This window comes from Streptomyces sp. bgisy159 (assembly GCF_057707805.1).
Genome location: NZ_JBYIQX010000011.1, coordinates 1 through 16,853, shown reverse-complemented (window position 1 = coordinate 16,853; position 16,853 = coordinate 1). Strand labels below are relative to the sequence as shown.

18 protein-coding genes and 1 tRNA gene are annotated in these 16,853 nt (G+C 69.2%); 16 read left to right on the top strand and 3 right to left on the bottom strand.

The window, feature by feature from the left end; translation table 11 throughout:
- The first annotated feature begins 71 nt into the window (after positions 1-71).
- Together AC3ET3_RS13400 and AC3ET3_RS13395 are read left to right on the top strand one after the other, a co-directional pair.
- On the top strand, positions 72-1,067 hold the full coding sequence (locus tag AC3ET3_RS13400) for a hypothetical protein (protein WP_435612189.1): 996 nt from the start codon (positions 72-74) through the stop codon (positions 1,065-1,067).
- Positions 1,024-1,866: a hypothetical protein gene (locus AC3ET3_RS13395; protein WP_435612188.1), complete on the top strand. Its 843-nt coding sequence runs from the start codon at positions 1,024-1,026 to the stop codon at positions 1,864-1,866. Before AC3ET3_RS13400 ends, AC3ET3_RS13395 begins: the two co-directional genes overlap by 44 nt.
- Before the next feature lie 108 nt (positions 1,867-1,974).
- Here the strand turns inward: AC3ET3_RS13395 and AC3ET3_RS13390 are convergent, their stop codons facing one another.
- Together AC3ET3_RS13390 and AC3ET3_RS13385 are read right to left on the bottom strand one after the other, a co-directional pair.
- On the bottom strand, positions 1,975-2,643 hold the full coding sequence (locus tag AC3ET3_RS13390; protein ID WP_435612187.1) for a histone deacetylase: 669 nt from the start codon (positions 2,641-2,643) through the stop codon (positions 1,975-1,977).
- A 25-nt stretch (positions 2,644-2,668) separates the two neighbouring features.
- On the bottom strand, positions 2,669-3,430 hold the full coding sequence (locus AC3ET3_RS13385) for a GntR family transcriptional regulator (RefSeq protein WP_432138851.1): 762 nt from the start codon (positions 3,428-3,430) through the stop codon (positions 2,669-2,671).
- An 814-nt stretch (positions 3,431-4,244) separates the two neighbouring features.
- Here AC3ET3_RS13385 and AC3ET3_RS13380 point away from each other — a divergent pair.
- The 13 genes from AC3ET3_RS13380 (at position 4,245) to AC3ET3_RS13320 (ending at position 15,285) form a co-directional block, all read left to right on the top strand.
- On the top strand, positions 4,245-4,502 hold the full coding sequence (locus AC3ET3_RS13380; RefSeq protein ID WP_435612186.1) for a DUF6284 family protein: 258 nt from the start codon (positions 4,245-4,247) through the stop codon (positions 4,500-4,502).
- The gene (locus AC3ET3_RS13375) at positions 4,502-4,792 is read left to right on the top strand and encodes a DUF6303 family protein (RefSeq protein ID WP_432138853.1); all 291 of its coding nucleotides are present in this window, start codon (positions 4,502-4,504) and stop codon (positions 4,790-4,792) included. Before AC3ET3_RS13380 ends, AC3ET3_RS13375 begins: the two co-directional genes overlap by 1 nt.
- The gene (locus AC3ET3_RS13370) at positions 4,789-5,799 is read left to right on the top strand and encodes a DUF2637 domain-containing protein (protein WP_435612185.1); all 1,011 of its coding nucleotides are present in this window, start codon (positions 4,789-4,791) and stop codon (positions 5,797-5,799) included. The genes AC3ET3_RS13375 and AC3ET3_RS13370 overlap by 4 nt, the downstream gene beginning before the upstream one ends.
- The gene (locus AC3ET3_RS13365; RefSeq protein WP_435612184.1) at positions 5,799-6,137 is read left to right on the top strand and encodes an RRQRL motif-containing zinc-binding protein; all 339 of its coding nucleotides are present in this window, start codon (positions 5,799-5,801) and stop codon (positions 6,135-6,137) included. The genes AC3ET3_RS13370 and AC3ET3_RS13365 overlap by 1 nt, the downstream gene beginning before the upstream one ends.
- 77 nt (positions 6,138-6,214) lie before the next feature.
- Positions 6,215-7,774, top strand: coding sequence for a hypothetical protein (locus tag AC3ET3_RS13360; protein ID WP_435612183.1), 1,560 nt, complete (start codon positions 6,215-6,217; stop codon positions 7,772-7,774).
- Position 7,775: 1 nt separating this feature from the next.
- On the top strand, positions 7,776-9,902 hold the full coding sequence (locus AC3ET3_RS13355) for a hypothetical protein (protein ID WP_435612182.1): 2,127 nt from the start codon (positions 7,776-7,778) through the stop codon (positions 9,900-9,902).
- A 242-nt stretch (positions 9,903-10,144) separates the two neighbouring features.
- On the top strand, positions 10,145-10,453 hold the full coding sequence (locus AC3ET3_RS13350) for a hypothetical protein (RefSeq protein ID WP_435612181.1): 309 nt from the start codon (positions 10,145-10,147) through the stop codon (positions 10,451-10,453).
- Positions 10,454-10,538: 85 nt separating this feature from the next.
- Positions 10,539-11,225 carry a class I SAM-dependent methyltransferase gene (locus AC3ET3_RS13345; protein WP_435612180.1) on the top strand — a complete coding sequence of 229 codons (687 nt, stop codon included), beginning with the start codon at positions 10,539-10,541 and terminating at the stop codon, positions 11,223-11,225.
- Positions 11,222-12,118: a bifunctional DNA primase/polymerase gene (locus AC3ET3_RS13340; RefSeq protein WP_435612179.1), complete on the top strand. Its 897-nt coding sequence runs from the start codon at positions 11,222-11,224 to the stop codon at positions 12,116-12,118. Before AC3ET3_RS13345 ends, AC3ET3_RS13340 begins: the two co-directional genes overlap by 4 nt.
- Before the next feature lie 80 nt (positions 12,119-12,198).
- Positions 12,199-12,540, top strand: a complete 342-nt coding sequence (locus AC3ET3_RS13335) for a hypothetical protein (protein ID WP_435612178.1) — start codon at positions 12,199-12,201, stop codon at positions 12,538-12,540.
- The gene (locus AC3ET3_RS13330) at positions 12,537-13,769 is read left to right on the top strand and encodes a DUF3631 domain-containing protein (protein ID WP_435612177.1); all 1,233 of its coding nucleotides are present in this window, start codon (positions 12,537-12,539) and stop codon (positions 13,767-13,769) included. The genes AC3ET3_RS13335 and AC3ET3_RS13330 overlap by 4 nt, the downstream gene beginning before the upstream one ends.
- Before the next feature lie 176 nt (positions 13,770-13,945).
- Positions 13,946-14,146 (top strand): helix-turn-helix domain-containing protein, encoded by a 201-nt coding sequence (locus tag AC3ET3_RS13325; RefSeq protein WP_432158625.1) that lies wholly within the window; start codon positions 13,946-13,948, stop codon positions 14,144-14,146.
- Entirely contained in the window at positions 14,146-15,285 is a 1,140-nt protein-coding gene (locus AC3ET3_RS13320; protein ID WP_432158624.1) for a site-specific integrase, read from the top strand. The genes AC3ET3_RS13325 and AC3ET3_RS13320 overlap by 1 nt, the downstream gene beginning before the upstream one ends.
- Before the next feature lie 77 nt (positions 15,286-15,362).
- On the opposite strand, the gene AC3ET3_RS13315 is transcribed toward AC3ET3_RS13320, so the two are convergent.
- Positions 15,363-15,436 (bottom strand) — tRNA-Thr (locus AC3ET3_RS13315).
- 218 nt (positions 15,437-15,654) lie between these two features.
- Here AC3ET3_RS13315 and AC3ET3_RS13310 point away from each other — a divergent pair.
- The gene (locus AC3ET3_RS13310; RefSeq protein WP_432138864.1) at positions 15,655-16,743 is read left to right on the top strand and encodes an ABC transporter ATP-binding protein; all 1,089 of its coding nucleotides are present in this window, start codon (positions 15,655-15,657) and stop codon (positions 16,741-16,743) included.
- Positions 16,744-16,853: the final 110 nt, after the last annotated feature.

Below are 16,853 nucleotides of genomic sequence, written 5' to 3'. Positions count from 1 at the left end.
AACTGACACTCACTGTGGTCGTTAGGTCACAGCGAGGAACTGATGTCACAGGCGGAACCTAAGGTCGGAGCATGCAAGCTGTCGCAGCACCGGGGATGAGGCGGGCGATTTCGCCGGGCCTCCCCAGCCCACGCCTGCTCACCAGAGAAAAACCTGGTCATTCTTCGCATAAGGCCATGATTCGCGCTGGAAGCTGGGGTCGCCGCGGCTCTACCGGCAGCACGCTGCAGACCGATCCTCTACGCTTTGGTGCATGTATCCCCAAGGCAGCCGCGGGAGGTTCCATGCCGCCGCGGGCAAATAAGCCGACGAAGAACGACGTCGGATATTTTGATATTGCCCATTATGGTGCGGCAATCGAGAATTCCACTGGCGGAGTTTACCACGTAAAACTCAACGCTTACGCACGCCAAGACACGTCCGCTAAGCCGTTCGCTGTCGTCAATGACTTTGTAGCGAGTTCACTAGGCATGGCGGCAGGCCTCCCGGTACCTCCGGGTAATTTGGTGGGCTTGTACGGCGGCAAGCATGGATACGTCTCCCTGGCCTTCGGTGATCGAGGTGACCGCCCTCCACCCGTAATCCCACCCAAGTTTTGCGCTGAGCGACCTTGGGAGGCCTGTGGAATCATCGCTTTTGATCACTGGATTCTGAATACTGATCGACATGACGAAAACCTCGCATACCTGCCTGATGTCGGGGTTTCAGTATTCGACCATGATCGCACCTTGATCAATCAGCCGCCCGACGGAGATGCGATTGCATCGCTGTCCAGCGGAAAAGACATAGCCTACAAAACTCATTGCCTGATCCGTCACGTGAAGGATGTGTCACACTTCCCGGAATGGTTTGATCGAATCTCTTCTGTTACTCGTCGGGAAATTTTGCAGATCGTGGGGCGTTGTCATTCTGCAGGTTTGATTGACGCTCATGTGCGCGACGCCTTGATCGAATTTATTGAATATCGCCAGTCCAGGATCCGGTCTTTCATTGATAGGACTAAGGACCAGTTCATTAGCGCTGATGAATGGACTCTTGATCTTGAGGGGGTGGATGGTGGCAATTAACTGGTATCTGGTGAAGTACGTCCCTGACCCTTTCAGGAACGAGCCCAAGAATATTGGCGTCGTTGTTGAAGCTGAGGGGCGAGGGGCAGTCCGTCTGGTCGGGCAGAAGGGGGACATTCTGGACGGTCGCCGCGTCCGGGGCATAGTTCGGAGCTCTCGAACCCTTCGGGCGTGGCTTGAGTACCTCGAATACCACCTCGAATCCGGCTCGTTCCGAGAACAGCTTGAAAGGCTTTCCGGACGAAGTGGGCAAAACTATTTGATCGAGCCGCGAGGCGTGCTCCTCAATGCCCCGGATGCAACGATAAAAGAAATCGCCGAAGGGCTATTCCAGGAGCTTGTGGGCGAGTCTACGTCTTCCGATGAGCCGTCGATAGACGAAATAGCGAACACTCTCCTGTACCGGCGATTGAAAGTTCCCCAGGGCCACCGCATAGAGCGCAATGTTGTGTATACGGTGGAGTTGAACGGCGAGCCGCATGACGTTGGATTCGATTACCGTTACGAGAACGGGCGCACCACTCTCCTGGATAAGATCACTCTTTCCCCGCAGGATAGGATCATTCGACAGAAGGTCCATGATCTGCTTTTCCGTATAGAGCACGTGCGTGAAGACCTAAAAGTCAAGCAGCCGAATTTCGTTACACTTTACGACCTTGGGAAGACTAGAGAGTCCGGCCCAGTTGACAGTTATCTTCGCGCCATAGAGCGTTTTTCGCACACGGTCAACGTGAGAGATCGGCGTGCAGCGGAGAATGTTGCTGATGCTCTAGGCGTTCCCGTGCTGCAAAGCGCTTGAATCTAATTACCGCGCCATAAGTAAGAGCGCAGGCCGGGGGGAGGGTCCGAGTCGGCGCGGAGAGCGGAGCAAGCAGCCTTACCCCTGTTGGGAAGGCTGGAAGCACACCTAGGTCTCGGATCCAAGGAGCTCCCGGATGGTCTGCTCCGACCAGTGGTCAATCGCTCCGGGGCAGGCAGCGACATACTCCGCGACTGCTTCCGCGTCCCATGCACCTGCAGCTAGTAGACCAGTCGCAAGGAAGCGGACGTAAGCGGCCGAGGGAGGGTTCCACCTCACGTCATGCATGCTCCACGGGGCGGTAAATGTGAGCACTGGCGCCCGGTCGACCTGGCCTGAACAGATAAGAGTCTCGTAGCGCCCATCGCCCAGCATGACGCGCCCGGTTGTCAGTGCCTCACCGAGATCGAGGTTCCTGCCAGGCTCGCGGTACATCTCCTGAGCGGCAATGTCGGAGAACTGCTCAACCGACACCAGGTGGGCACGGCCCAAGACCCGCCCGTCCGCCTGCGGGTCATAGAAGGCCCGGCCACCTCCCCACACGGGAGACTCGGTGGCGAAGTACATCGCCCCTTGCAGTTCAACCGGGATGGATCGCGAAGGCATCTGCTGGTCGCGGCACCCCGGGTAGGTCCTGGCGGCACCAGGCGGCCGACCGCCGCGGATGTAGTAGGCGAGCCGGTCGAGATCCATGTTCGAGCCGTACGACGTGTACCAGACCCGTTCCGGTTTCAGGTCGGTCGGCAACGTCGGGTCAATGGCGTTGAGGGCTTTCACGCCTGCTCGCTCCTGGCTAGGGGACTCAGTCTGCGGAAACGTCGTACGCGATGACATGTCGGTCCCCCGGAAGGATCGTGACCATTACTCGTAGCGGACGGTCGTCCTTGTCGTATCCGGTGCGCATGTGGACAGCCACGGGCGTGGCCGACGGCAACGACAGCTTTTCGATCTCGGCGCGGGTCGGCATCCGGACTGTGATCTCGTCGCGGTACCGGGCCTGAACGAGCCCCACGCTGGCCAGTACACCGCCCGGAGCGGAGACGTCCTCAGGAAGCATCAGGGGTGTGCCCCGTACAAGTTCCTCAGGGAAGTACGAGTCAGCCAGTGCGTACGGGTCCTGGTCGACTATGCGCACGCGCTCCCGTACGACCGTCAGCGCGTTCTCGGGGTCCAGCCCCAACCGCTCGGCCACGACCTTAGGCGGGCGCCGGATGGATACGCGCACTTCCTGTCGCGGCTGACGACCACTTTCGGCCACGATGCTGGACCACTGGTCGCCCTGTTGGTCGCTCTGGTGACGGGAGCGGGACTCCAGTACCGACCAGTCCCACACCGCTGGCGTGAGGCTGCGCCGCACGAAGCTTCCTCGGCCCTGACCAGCGATGATGAGCCCTTCTTCGGTCAGCCGGCGCAGAGCGAGCCGCACTGTGTTCCGGCTCGCCTCGTAGCGGTCCACCAACTCGAACTCCGTCGGAAGCTGTTCACCGGGCTCCAGCTCCCCCCGCTCGATCTGTCCTCGCAGGTCATCGGCGATGCGGTGATACCTGGGGCGTTGCTCCCTCACGGTTCCCTCCCGACGGTTGGCTGACTTGTGCCAACAACATACGCCGATTGCCTTGACGATCCCAAGCGGTTGAGGCAACACTCAGGGCGTCGGTTGTTGGTACAACACCACCAACACCGTTGAGTCAGTCTTTATGCCGGACAGGTGCTGTCCACGGAACCTCGTGGTCCTGAACTGGGCGTTCTTTGAGAACTCAACAGGGTGTGAAGCGACGGGGTGGAAGTCCCCGTCCCCGTAGCGGCCCGGGTCACGGCCGCCGGCGGCCACTTTGCGGCAGGAGAACACGTCCTGCCCCGCGTACCGGCTCTGGAGAACAGTCCTGGGGATCATCCCTTCATTTCTGGAGGTCAACCCCAGGGGTGCCACCCGGTGCGCGCCGCCCTGCTGGCGTCAGAGCAGTGACGATGACGCGCCCGACTGTCCCGGCTCGGGACCGGTGCTCCGTGGCAACGGCGTACCGGTGAAGCCGTGTCCCTGCGACCTGCGGGAGTTCGGTGTGAACCGACGACATACCTAGGGCGCCGCCGTGTCGGACCATGCGCGCGGCTTGCCCACCGAGTCCCTTCCAGATCCTCCGTGTGCGGGCGTCCCGGTGTTGCCGGTGGCGTGGTCGTGCGCGGGGTGATGCCGCAGCGTCGCCGGCGCTGCGGCCGGTTGCCTCCCTCGCCCGTCCGGCCCGCGCCGTGTGTGCGGTGGTCGTACGGGCGGGGTGCGGGGAGCCGAGATGCCGGCTTCAACGGCGCGCGGCTCCCGGGGGCGCATCCCCGGGAGCCGCTGTGCGGGCCGTTCCACCGTGTGAGAGGAAGACGACCCAATGAGTCACATCGTGACTGTTCAGGAGGCTGTTACCGCGTTCGCGGACTGGATGGAACCGACGGACGCGGAGCTGGACGCCATCGACGCCGAGATGCCCGCGATTCTGGCGGACGTCGAGGAGCTGGACGTGCGTATCGCGCTGCTGGACCGGGTGCCGGGTGAGCTGGACACGCGCCGGGCGCGGCGCGAGCGGCACCGGGTGCTGGTCGAGCGGGCGATGGTCGCCAACCGTGCTGCGGTGCGGGAGGTTGCCTGATGGCGCGGGAGTTCGCGGCGCAGATGTCCGTATCCAAGGGGCGGTGGCGGCTGTATGTCGTCCTGCTGGACGGCACTACGACGCGGTGGCCGGAGTTCAGCTTCGGCCGGGCTGAGCCGGTGCCGACGTTCACGGAGCGCTCGGAAGCGCTCAGCGTGCTGGGCTTCGAACCGGTGCCGGGGGCCGAGTGGGAGTGGACGGAGTACAGCGCCGACCTTGACGACCCGTCGTCGCCGGTGACGCTACTCGCCGCCGTCCGGGTGCGTTCATGGACGGGGGCGGTGGCATGAACGCCGTTCAGGTCCGTTCAGCCGAGCGCGCCCTGTCGGTCGGCACGTGGCTGATCGTGGCCGGGGCGATGCTGTACTCGATCCTGACCGTGACGCCGCTCGCCGCCGCGCACACGCCCGACAAGTGGGACTGGACGTCCCCGATCCTGCCCCTGGTCGTGGACGCAGCAGTGGTCATCGTGGTCCGGCTGGACTCGGTGTTGGCCCGCCTCGGCGGTCACGGCGGGGCCTGGCCGATCGCGCTGCGGTGGATGACCGGCTGCATGACGTTGGCCCTGAACGTCGCCGACTCCGCCCTGCACAAGGACATGGTCGGCGTCGCCGTCCACTCGGTGGCGCCCTTGCTGCTGATCGTTACGGCCGAGACCGGGCTCGCCTACCGGCGCGCCATCACGACGGCCGTGACCGCGCTGAAGGAAGCACAGCGGGCGGAGCGTGAGCGGGCGGAGCAGGCTGCCCGGGAGCGTGCCGAGGCCGCCCGTCGGCAAGCGCGGGAGGAGCGCGAGCATGCCGCGTTGCTGGCGCGTGAACAGCGTGAACACGAGGCCGCGTTGGCGCGCGAGCAGGCGGAGCGCGAGGAGCGGCGCCACCGTGAGGAGCAGGAGCGGCAGGCGGTCCGGGAGGCTGCAGAGCTGGCGGAGCGTGAACGCCGTGAACGCGAGCGTGAACAGCGCGAGCGGGAGCGTGAACGCGCCGAGCAGGAAGCAGCCGAGCGGCGCGAACGCGAGCGCCATGAGGCGGCCGAGCGTGAACGCCGTGAACAGCGCGAGCGGGAGGAGCGGGCCGAGCGTGAACGCGCCGCGCTGCTGGCGCGCGGCCCGGCCACCAGCAAGCTGCCCGAGGACGAAGCGCGCGCGGTCGTGGCCGCCGCGTTCACGGCGGGGCTGTCGGTGCGGTCGGCTGCGGAGCTGTGCGGCTGGTCGGTCGGCTGGGTGTCCTCCCGCTACGCCGAACACCGCGACCCGGCCGCCGGTGGCGGCGCTGAGCTGGCCATCGCGGGCCGCTGATGGCCGCGCTCCCGGTCTACCGGTGGCGGCTGGCCCCTGACGGGCTGGCCACGCGCCGCCAACTGCGTGCGCTGGGGCTGCGGCCGGGCGGTCAGGATGTGGTCGCGCAGGTCGAGCGTCCGCGCCGTCGGCGCGGCCCGCTGGTCGCCTACCTCTACCGGATCGACCAGGCCAAACCGGTCCGGCCGATGACGCCCGCCAAGTGGGCGGCGCTGGCCAGAGCGAACGCCGTCCGCCGTATCTGCCCCGAGTGCCGCCGGGACGCCGGATACGTCATCCCGCCCTCACTCGGCATGTGTGCCACCTGCGCCCATTCCGAGGAACAGCGCGCCGCATAAGCCCTGTTGGCAGGCCCGGCCAGCAACTTTCCACGGCCCTGGCCGGGCCCTACTCCCCGAAGAGGAGTGCTCTCAGCATGACGGAAGTCAGCATCGAGCCGGTAACCGTCGAGGCGCCGGCCACACCCCAGCCGCCGCCCGCACCGACCACGACACCTTCGGCCCCGGCCCCGGTGGAGGTGGAGCACACGCCCGGCGGCTGGCCGGTCCTGCCGCTCGCCCTGTCGGGCGCCAACTCCACCGTCGGCATGCTCGCCGCCGCATCCCTGGCCGGCGGCCCGGTCGCCGCGATGGTGGCCGCGACCGGCGCCGTCGTCCTCGGCACCGTCGCCGCCACCCGCTCTCACAAGCCCAACCCGCGCCGCGATGGCCGCCGGTCCGCGGCCCGCGCCGCCGGCCGTACGGCGGCCCGCCAGGCCAGCACGAACCGCAGCGGAGCCACCCCGCCGAGCGCCCGCGCCGGTCGGAGCGGCGGCCGGTCCAACCGGGTGCCCGCTCAGCACCGCCGGCGCACCGGCCCGGCCGCGCGGAATGGCAGCACCAACACCCGCACCAAGACCCCGGGGAACGCCTCCCGCAGCGCGTCCCCGCGGCCAGCTGGCGTTGTCGGCAGGGCTGCGGCCCGGGTGGGGCAGGTCAGGGCGCTGCGGTCCGCGCAGCATGCTGCGGCCGGCTCGCGTGCTGAGCGGCGGGCGCAGACGACTGCGGCCCGGCGGGCGGTCGCTGATGCCCGCCGCGCCTCCCGCGCCGGATCCGCTGGCAGTAGGCCCGGTAGCGGCGGGCGTTCCGGGGGCCGCCTGTCGAGTGGCGCGGCTCGGAAGGCTCGCGGTGCGCGGGATGCGGCGGTCACCCGGAGCCGTGCCCAGCGCGACGCCAAGACCGCCGGGACCGTGGCGGCGCAGCGGGCGGCGGTGCGGAAGGCTCCGGCGCGGCGGGCCGCCCGCAAGGCGCTGCGCCGCTCGGCGGCCCGGTTCCACGGGCGCCGTCTGCTGGCCGCCCTGCTCGCCCTGCCGGTCGGGCTGCTGAGCTGCCTGTCCTCCTGGGTGGGACGCAAGTTCGGCATCCCGGCGCTGATGCATCCGGGGCGCCGCTTGTATCGGCGGCTGTCCCGTACGGCGGCCGAGCAGCGCGCCGAGCGCGATGAAGGGATCCGCGAGCAGCAGCGCGACGCCGAAGCCGCTGCGGACGCGGAAGCAGCCACGGACGGCACGGACGGCATCGCCGAAACCGTCGAGCGGCCCGCCACCCCTGCACCGACCAGCCCGAATGTCTCTGTGAGTGAAGGAGAGAGTGTGTCCGGTTTCCGGTTCGAAGAGGTCGCGGCCGAGATGGAGCAGGCCGCCACCCAGTACGACCCCGAGAACGCCATGGAGATCCTGGCCATGGTCGAGGGACTGCCCGCCGCGCTGACCAGCGTCGCGAACGTGATGAAGATTCTCGCCGAGCGCTCCGACAGTGAGTTTCCGCTGGAGAAGGAGGTTGCGGACGGCTTCAACGACATTTTCGGCGCCCTGATGAGCGCCGTCGCCGTCGCGGAGGACATGGGCCCGCTGTTCCGGCAGGCCCACGAGCAGGACATCGCCCGCCACGAGGACCCCCGCAACGGCACCGAGGCCGAGAAGGGCTGGAACGTCTGAGATGAGCAGCACCGCCACCGCCAAGCAGAACGCCGGCAGTGGCCCGGTGCTGGACTGGGCCGCCGGTCACGGGTCCGTGACCGGCGCCCTGTCCGCCACCACCGGAGCCTTCGCCATCGCCACCACCGGCGCCGCCACCCACATGCCCCCGGGCTGGGCACTCGCCGTCGGCACCGCCGGCGCCCTGGGACACACCGTGATCGGGCTGCGCGTGCGCAACGCCGGCCGCACCCTTGCCACCCGCGCCGCGTCCTGGCTCATCGGCGCCGGCTGGACCACATGGGCCATGACCCACGGCCCGCTGACCTGGGCCGCGCTCGGATCGCTCGCCACCATCGGCGTCGGGATCGGCGCCGCCGCTCGCTCCACCGCCCTCTACGAGGAAGCGCGGGAGGCGGAGACGCTGGCCGTCGAGCAGCGGCAGATCGCAGCGGAGCTGTCCGCCGAACGCCGCGCCATCGCCGCGGAATGGATCGACCGCATCCAGCGGGTGTGCGGCATCACGGTGCGCATCGTGGGGGTGGAGCGGTGGGAGACGGGGGCCGGGTTCTCCCTGGACGCTGAACTCCCGCCCGGCGGCGCCACCTACACCAAGATCGCCGCCGAGTCGGGGCGGCTGTCCGCCGACGCCCGCCTCCCGCACGGCTGCACCGTCGCCGCCTCCCCCGGCATCGACCAGGGCCGCGTCATCATCGACGTCACCACCGTCAACGTCCTCGCCGAACAGCGCACCTACCCCACCGACTACGGCCCGCTCTCCCTCACCGCAGGGATCCCGTGGGGGTACCGGACGAACGCGGAGCACGTCCTGGCCCACCTGCGCGAGCAATGCGCGCTGGTCGTCGGGCCGACCGGATCAGGCAAGACCAACATGGTCCACACGATCCTTGCCGGGTTCGCCCGCGCCGACGACGTCCTGACCTGGGTCATCGACCTCAACGCCGGATCCGCCGGCCTCCCCTGGGTGCTGCCCGCCCTGACCGGCGACCTCACCCGCACCGACGGCACGCCGGTACGGCCCGGCGTCGACTGGCTCGCCGGCACCTACGACGAAGCGCTGACCATGCTCGACACCGCCGTGAAGGTCGCCAAGCAGCGCAAGATGGCCTACCAGGATCTCCTCGCCCGGGAGAACACCGACCTGCTTCCGGTCGGCCCGCGCATCCCTCAGATCATGCTCGTCATCGACGAGGGCGCCGAGATCCTGGCCAGCCCGGACCGGGCCATGCGCAAGCTCGCGGAGAAGATCCTGGAAGTCATCCGGATCGCCCGCGCCATGGGCCTGCGCACCATCCTGACCGCCCTCGGCGCCACCGGGGCGGTGCTGGGCAACCTGATGATCCGCCGGGAAGCCAAGGTCCGCGTCGCCCTCACCGGCGGCGAGACGGAGGGCATGGACCTGTCCAAGATGTTCCCCGGCTCGCGCGGACTGCGCGTCGACCAGGCCCCGTACAAGGGGGCCGGGTTCATGGGCACCCCGGAGTCGCCGGCCGCGCTGTTCAAGGCGTGGCGGATCCTGCCCAACCAGATCCGCGAGATCATCGCCGCCACCTCCGACCGCCACCCCGTCCTGGACGCCGTGTCCGCCAAGGCGGCCGGACCCGCGTACGCGCGACGGTGGGACGCCGAGCGCACAGCCTGGATGCGCGACCAGCCCGCACCCGAGCACGACAACGGCGGCCCGGGCGGGCGGCAGGCCGGGGCGGGGCTGAACCTGTCCGCGCTGCGCGAGCAGGCGGCCGGACAGGTCTCGCCGGAAGACGAGATGCTGCGCCGCTTCCGCGAGCAGATCGACGCCGAGTTCGCCACCACGCCCGACCCCCACACCCCGGACGCCGAACCGCCGGCCACCGGGACGATCGGGCTGAACCTGTCGGCGCTGCGGGGCGAGCAGGACAACCCCGCGCAGCAGGCCGCGCTCGCCGCGCTGCTCGCCGCCGGCCCGGAGGGCACCGGAGCATCCGCCATCGCCCGCGCCCTCGCCGACGAGTACGGCACCACCCGGCAGACCGTCGTCGGCTGGCTCAAGACATGGGTGCAGGACGGCACCGCCGTGCGCGTCGGGGAGGGCACCAAAGCCCGCTACGTCCACCACCGCCACGCCCCCGAACAGCCCGACGCGAACTGATCACTTGTCGCTTGTCGCCCGCGAGAACACATGCGCGTCCGGGCCGCCCCGAGGGCCCGAAAACGGCCTGTGACCTGCAAGGCGACAAGCGACAAGACAAGACAAGCGACAAGCAGGACGACAAGCAGCACGACAAGTGAGACGACAAGCAACGCGACAAGCCACACCCCACCACCACACCCACCCACACGGGCCCGCGCCACCGCCGGCGCGGGCCCGCGGCTCACCCCGAGGGAGCCCTGATGAATCACACCCCGCCGGGCCATATCGCCCCGCACATACCCGCCGACACCTTCCACCGCGCACAGGCCACCGGACAGCCCGTCGTCATCGTCGTCCACGACCAGGCCCCGGCCCGGACCGAGTGGCGGCGCGTGCTCATCCCCTTCGCCATCGCCGGCGCGGTCGTCGCCGGCGGCTGGGGGCTGGTCGCCGCCCTGTGCGTCCTGCTCGACACCGCCGCCCACACCGCCACCGTCATCGCCGGCGCCGCCGGACCCATCGGTATCGGCGGCATCACCCTCAAACTCGCCCGCCACAAGGGCGCCTAGCTACGCCAAGGGCGGCCCCCGTCTCGCCAAAGTCCGGGGCCGCCCTTGTCAGCCAGAACCCGTCAAGGAACTGGAGACCTTCAGGATGACCCATCCCATCGCCAACCGGCGAGTGCGCGGCCGTCGACCGCGTCTGCTGGATCTGTTCTGCTGCCAGGGCGGCGCCGGCAAGGGTTACGCCGACGCCGGGTTCGACGTGACCGGCGTCGACCTCGCCCCCCAGCCCCGCTACCCCTACCGGTTCGTTCAGGCGGACGCGATCGCGTTCGTGCTGGAGCATGGGGCGCAGTTCGAGTTCATCCATGCGTCGCCGCCGTGCCAGCACGACAGCGACTGCCAGCGCATCCAGGGCAACACCCACCCGGACCTGATCGCCCCCACCCGCGCCGCCCTGGAGACGACGGGGCGGCCGTGGGTGATCGAGAACGTGGGCGGGGCGGTGCCCAAGTTGCGTGCTCCGGTGATGCTGTGCGGGCCCATGTTCGGCGTGGAAACGTACCGGCACCGGTTCTTCGAGACCGGCGGCGGCTTCGCCCTCGGCCAGCCGGACCACCCCGCCCACACCGCGCCGCAGGCAAAGATGGGCCGCCCCGTCCCGCCGGGCTACTACGGGCAGTTCGTCGGCAACTTCTCCGGCGTCGACCTCGCCCGCAAGGCGATGGGCGTGCCCTGGATGAACCGCGACGGCATCCGCGAATGCATCCCGCCCGCCTACACCCAGTGGATTGGCCGCGCATGGCTCGCCGCTTCAACCGTGCTGGAGGCGGCGTGAACGAGCACCTTCTCCGCGCTGCCTTGAACGCCGCCGCGCGCGGCTGGCACGTCATCCCGCTGCGCCCCCACGACAAGCGGCCCGCCGGGCACGCCGAGCAGTACTGCCCCGGCACCGGCCGCTGCGCCGACGGTCACAAGACCCCGGAGGAACGCGCCACCACCGACCCCGGCCTGCTGAGCGAAGCGTGGGCACACAAGCCGTACAACGTTGGTATCGCGACCGGCCCGTCCGGGCTGCTGGTCATTGACCTGGACACGCTCAAGCCTCAAGAGCGAGAAGGAATGCCTGACGGCGTGACCAGCTTTCAGGCGCTCTGCGAGCGCGCCGGACACCCCGTCCCCGACACCTACCGGGTGCGGACCGCGCGCGGCGGTGAGCACCTGTACTTCACCCAGCCGCCCGGCACTCGCCTGCACAACACCGCCGGACGGCTCGCCAAGAAGATCGACACCCGGGGCTGGGGCGGCTACGTCGTCGCCCCCGGCAGCACCACCACAGACGGCACCTACACCGTTCTCGACGGCCGCCCGCCCGTCGTGCTGCCCGAGTGGCTGCACGACGCCCTCAAACCCCGCCAGCGGCCCACCCACGGCCGCACCGTGCCGGTGACGACCCGCGCGAGCGGATACGCCTCAGCAGCGCTGCACGGCGAGGTGCGCAACGTGGCCACCGCCGCGGACGGCACCCGCAACGCCACCCTGCTGCGGGCCTCGCGCGCCCTCGGTCGGCTGGTCGCATCCGGCGACCTCACCCGCGGGGAGGTCGAGGAGGCTCTTAGTAGGGCGGCGGCGGGCAACGCCACCCAGTCCCAGCGCTACTACGACGACGTGATCCGGCGCGGACTGGACTGGTCCATCGCCCGCAACGCGGCCGACAGGCGGGTGGCATGACCAGCCCACCGCCTACTAAGAGCCTGCCCACCACCGCCGCCGGGCCGCCGGCCGCTCCACAGCCTGTGGACACCGCATCCGTGGGCGAGCCGACAGGCGCCGCCCGTCAGGGCGTCCGAACTGTCCTTCGCTCTGACCGGTTCCCCGCCGACAGCGCACGCCACCGCACGGACGACCCGACGCCCGACCGGCCCGGCATCCGCATCAGCGCCCCGCCGGTCTACCGCCACCCCGACGACGGTGCCCGCTGGTCCAAGCGGCACGGCGAGACCCCCACCGCCGCCTACGCCTGCCCCTGCGGCCGTGCCCGCACCGCCCGCGGCCCGGCCGCCGTGACCGCCCTGGTCGCCGACTACACCGACCACAAGCACCTCTGCACCGGCACCCCCGCCGAGCACACCGAACGGAGGAACGCCGCATGACCCCCACCATCGACGGGGCTGCGCTGCTCAACGAGGTGGAAGCCTTCCACCGCCGCTTCAACGTCTTCCCCACCGAGGCCGCCTACGTCGCCGTCACCCTGTGGGACGCGCACGCCCACCTGATCGACGCGTTCGACGGCACGGCCCGGCTGGCGTTCCTGTCCCCGGAGCCGGGGTCGGGCAAGTCCCGCGCGCTGGAGATCGTGGAAACCCTCACCCCCCGCGCGGCCACCACCGTCAACGCCTCCGCCAACGCCCTCTTCCGACTCGTGGAAGCCGAGGAAGGCAAGCCCACGCTCCTCTTCGACGAGATCGACACCGTCTTCGGGCCGAAGGCCGGCGGCAACGAAGAGGTCCGCGGGTTCCTGAACTCCGGATACCGGCGCGGCGCCAAGTCCCTGCGCTGCGTCGGGGACGGCTCGAACCAGACCGCCGCGTGGTTCGCCTCGTTCTGCGCGGTCGCCATGGCCGGGCTCGGCTCCCTGCCCGACACCATCCTGACCCGCTCCGTCATCATCCGGATGCGCAAGCGCGCACCCAACGAGACGGTCGAGCCCTACCGCCGACGCGTCCACGAGAAGCAGGGACACGCCCTGCGCGACCGGCTCGCCGAGTGGACCGCAACCGTTCACGACCAGGTCGCCGAAGCCTGGCCCGCGATGCCCGAGGGCGTCACGGACCGGCCCGCAGACGTGTGGGAACCGCTGCTCGCGGTCGCCGACGCGGCCGGCGGCCACTGGCCCGACCGCGCCCGCGCCGCCTGCGTCGAACTCATCAAGGCGGCCAGCGACGAAGGCAACGAAGCATCCCTCGGTGTCCGTCTCCTGACCGACCTGCGCGACAAGGTGTTCTGCGGCGCCGACCGCATGCCCACCGCCGTCATCCTCGAAATGCTGCTCGCCCTGGACGACGCCCCGTGGGGCGATGTGGACGACAAGCCGCTCAACGCCCGGATGCTGTCCAAGCTGCTCGGCCAGTACGTCACCCCCGCCAACAAGCCCATCAAGCCGCGCGGTATCCGCACCCCGTCGGGCTTCCCCAAGGGCTACTACGCGGAAGACCTCACGGACGCGTGGACCCGGTACTGCCCCCCTCCCTCCGGAGAATCCGCCACGTCCGCCACGTCCGCCACACCGCAGGTCAGCGGGGGCGAATCCGTGGCGGAAACCGCCACCGGCATCCGCCACACGCCGGCCGAAGGCGCCACACAGCCCATCCTCGCCGGATAGCCGACCGCCCCTCCCTCGCCGCCACACCCGCCACGGTGTGGCGGCGCCCATCCGCCACAGAACCGCTACCCGCCACACGATCAAGGCTTTGACCTGCGCTGTGGCGGCGTGGCGGACGTGGCGGATTTCCCAGAAGGAAGCCGAGGAAGGCCCCACCCCGTCTTGGAGGTTCCGACGTGCTCACCGTCGTCCCGACAGAGCCTCAAGCCCTCACCGTCGCGGAAGTCGTGGTCGCCCTGCGCCTCAGCCGCAGCAAGGTCTACGACCTGATCCGCTCGAAACAGCTCCCGAGCTACACGTCCGGCCGGGCCCGCCGCATCCCCGTCGATGCCGTTCGCCGCTACATGCAAGACCGACTGGAGGAGAACGCAGCCTGATGGCACCCCGCAAGAGGAACCCGAACGGCGCCGGCAGCATCTGGCAGCGCAAGGACGGACGCTATGAGGCGCGCGTCTACGTCCCGCAGCCCGACGGCACCCGCAAGCGCAAGACGGTCTACGGCGCCACCTGGGAGGAGTGCGACGAGAAGCGGCAGGAGCTGGTGCGCCGCGACCGGCAGGGCATCCCGACCCCGTCGCGGTCGGCCAAGCTCTCCGAGTGGCTGCCGTACTGGCTGGAGGAGTACATCCGGCCGCACCGGAAGCGCACGACGTACGTGAAGTACGAGATGCACGTCCGGCTGTACCTGGTGCCGCTGCTGGGGAGCCGTCGGCTGGAGTCGCTGACCACCGCCAACGTCCGGCAGATGCTCTCCAAGGTGACTGCACAGGCGTCCGCCGCGACCGCGAAGGAGGCGCACCGCGTGCTGCGCACCGCCCTCACCGCTGCCTGCCGTGAGGAACTGATCAGCCGCAACGTCGTCCAATTGGTGCCGGCGCCGCGCGTCGAGCCGCGGGAGCTCCGGCCGTGGACGCTGGACGAGACCCTGACCTTCCTGGAGGCCGCGCGCACAGACGGGCTTTACGCGGCATTCGTCCTGGCCGTCGCCCTGGGGCTGCGGCGGGGCGAGATCCTGGGGTTGCAGTGGAAGGACGTCGACCTTGACCGGCGCACCCTCACGGTCCGCACGACGCTGCACCGGGGCGGCAATGAGCTGTACCTGGACACGACGAAGAACCGGCGGGCCCGCGTCGTCCCGATTCCGCTGATGTGCGTGGCGCCGCTCCGGTGGCAGCGTCTGCGGCAGGCGGACCGCCGAGCGGCGGCCGGAGCTGAGTGGCACGAAAGCGATCACGTGTTCACGACGCGCAGCGGTCGGCCCATCGAGCCGCGGAACCTCTACCGGTCGTTCCTGCGGATCTCCGAGTCCGCCAGCCTGCCGAAGGTGCGGTTGCACGACACCCGCCACGGGTGCGCGTCGCTGCTCTTCGCCGCCGGCGTCGCGCCCCGCACCGTGATGGAGATTTTGGGGCACTCGCAGATCGCGGTCACGATGAACGTGTACACCCACGTGAGCGACGACCACCGCAGGGAGGCCATGGGTCACATGGATCGCCTGCTCAAGCGGCGCCGATAGGCGCGACTGCCGTCAAATCCTGCCGTCAGCATCCCCCCGGTCCATGATCGCGGGGACGCTGATGCAGGTAGACACAGAGCCCCCTGTCGGATTCGAACCGACGACCTTCGCTTTACAAGAGCGGTGCTCTGACCAGCTGAGCTAAGGAGGCCCGCACGGGTCTGTCACCCGCGCGCCCGAGCAGTGTACCCAGGTCGCCGGTCGGTCCCGTCGAAAATTTCCGCGAAGTTCACAGTCCCCCAGGTACTGACAGGGCGGGTGAACGGAAGGTACCGTCCTGATCGAGTTCACCCGTGTGGACTACACCAACCACCTTCCTACAACGGATCGTCCGGCACGTTCCTGCCGGTAGAAGGGGGCCCATTCACCATGGCCACTGTTACGTTCGACAAGGCGACCCGCATCTACCCGGGTTCCGAGAAGCCCGCCGTCGACGCCCTGGACATCGAGATCGCGGACGGCGAGTTCCTCGTCCTGGTCGGCCCGTCCGGCTGCGGCAAGTCCACCTCCCTGCGGATGCTCGCGGGCCTGGAGGACGTCAACGGCGGCGCCATCCGCATCGGCGACCGCGACGTGACCCACCTGCCGCCCAAGGACCGGGACATCGCCATGGTGTTCCAGAACTACGCGCTCTACCCGCACATGACGGTCGCCGACAACATGGGCTTCGCGCTCAAGATCGCCGGCGTCAACAAGGCGGAGATCCGCAAGAAGGTCGAGGAGGCCGCGAAGATCCTCGACCTCACGGAGTACCTGGACCGCAAGCCCAAGGCCCTCTCCGGCGGTCAGCGCCAGCGTGTCGCGATGGGCCGCGCCATCGTGCGTGAGCCGCAGGTCTTCCTCATGGACGAGCCGCTGTCCAACCTGGACGCCAAGCTCCGCGTCTCGACCCGTACGCAGATCGCCTCGCTGCAGCGCCGCCTCGGCATCACCACGGTCTACGTCACCCACGACCAGGTCGAGGCTCTCACCATGGGCGACCGCGTCGCGGTCCTCAAGGACGGTCTGCTCCAGCAGGTCGACACTCCGCGCAACATGTACGACAAGCCCGCCAACCTGTTCGTGGCCGGCTTCATCGGCTCCCCGGCGATGAACCTGATCGAGGTGCCGATCGCCGACGGCGGCGTGAAGTTCGGCAACTCGGTCGTGCCGGTCGAGCGTGAGGCGCTCTCCGCCGCCACCGACAAGACGGTCACCGTCGGCGTCCGCCCCGAGCACTTCGACGTGGCCGGCGCCGGCTCCGACCAGGGCGTCGAGGTCACCGTCAACGTCGTGGAGGAGCTGGGCTCCGACGCGTTCATCTACGGCACCGCCCAGGTCGGCGGCGAGGCCAAGGACCTCGTGGTCCGCGTCGGCGGCCGTGACGTCCCGGAGAAGGGCAGCTCGCTGCACGTCGTGCCGCGCGCCGGTGAGACCCACGTGTTCGCCACGTCGACGGGCGCCCGCCTGTCCGACTGAGGACCGGGACACCCCGGGAAGAATCCCGGGTAATTCACCCAGGTTGACGATCAGGGCCCCGCAGAGAACTGCGGGGCCCTTTTCAACGCACCGGAATACCCCGGCATTAC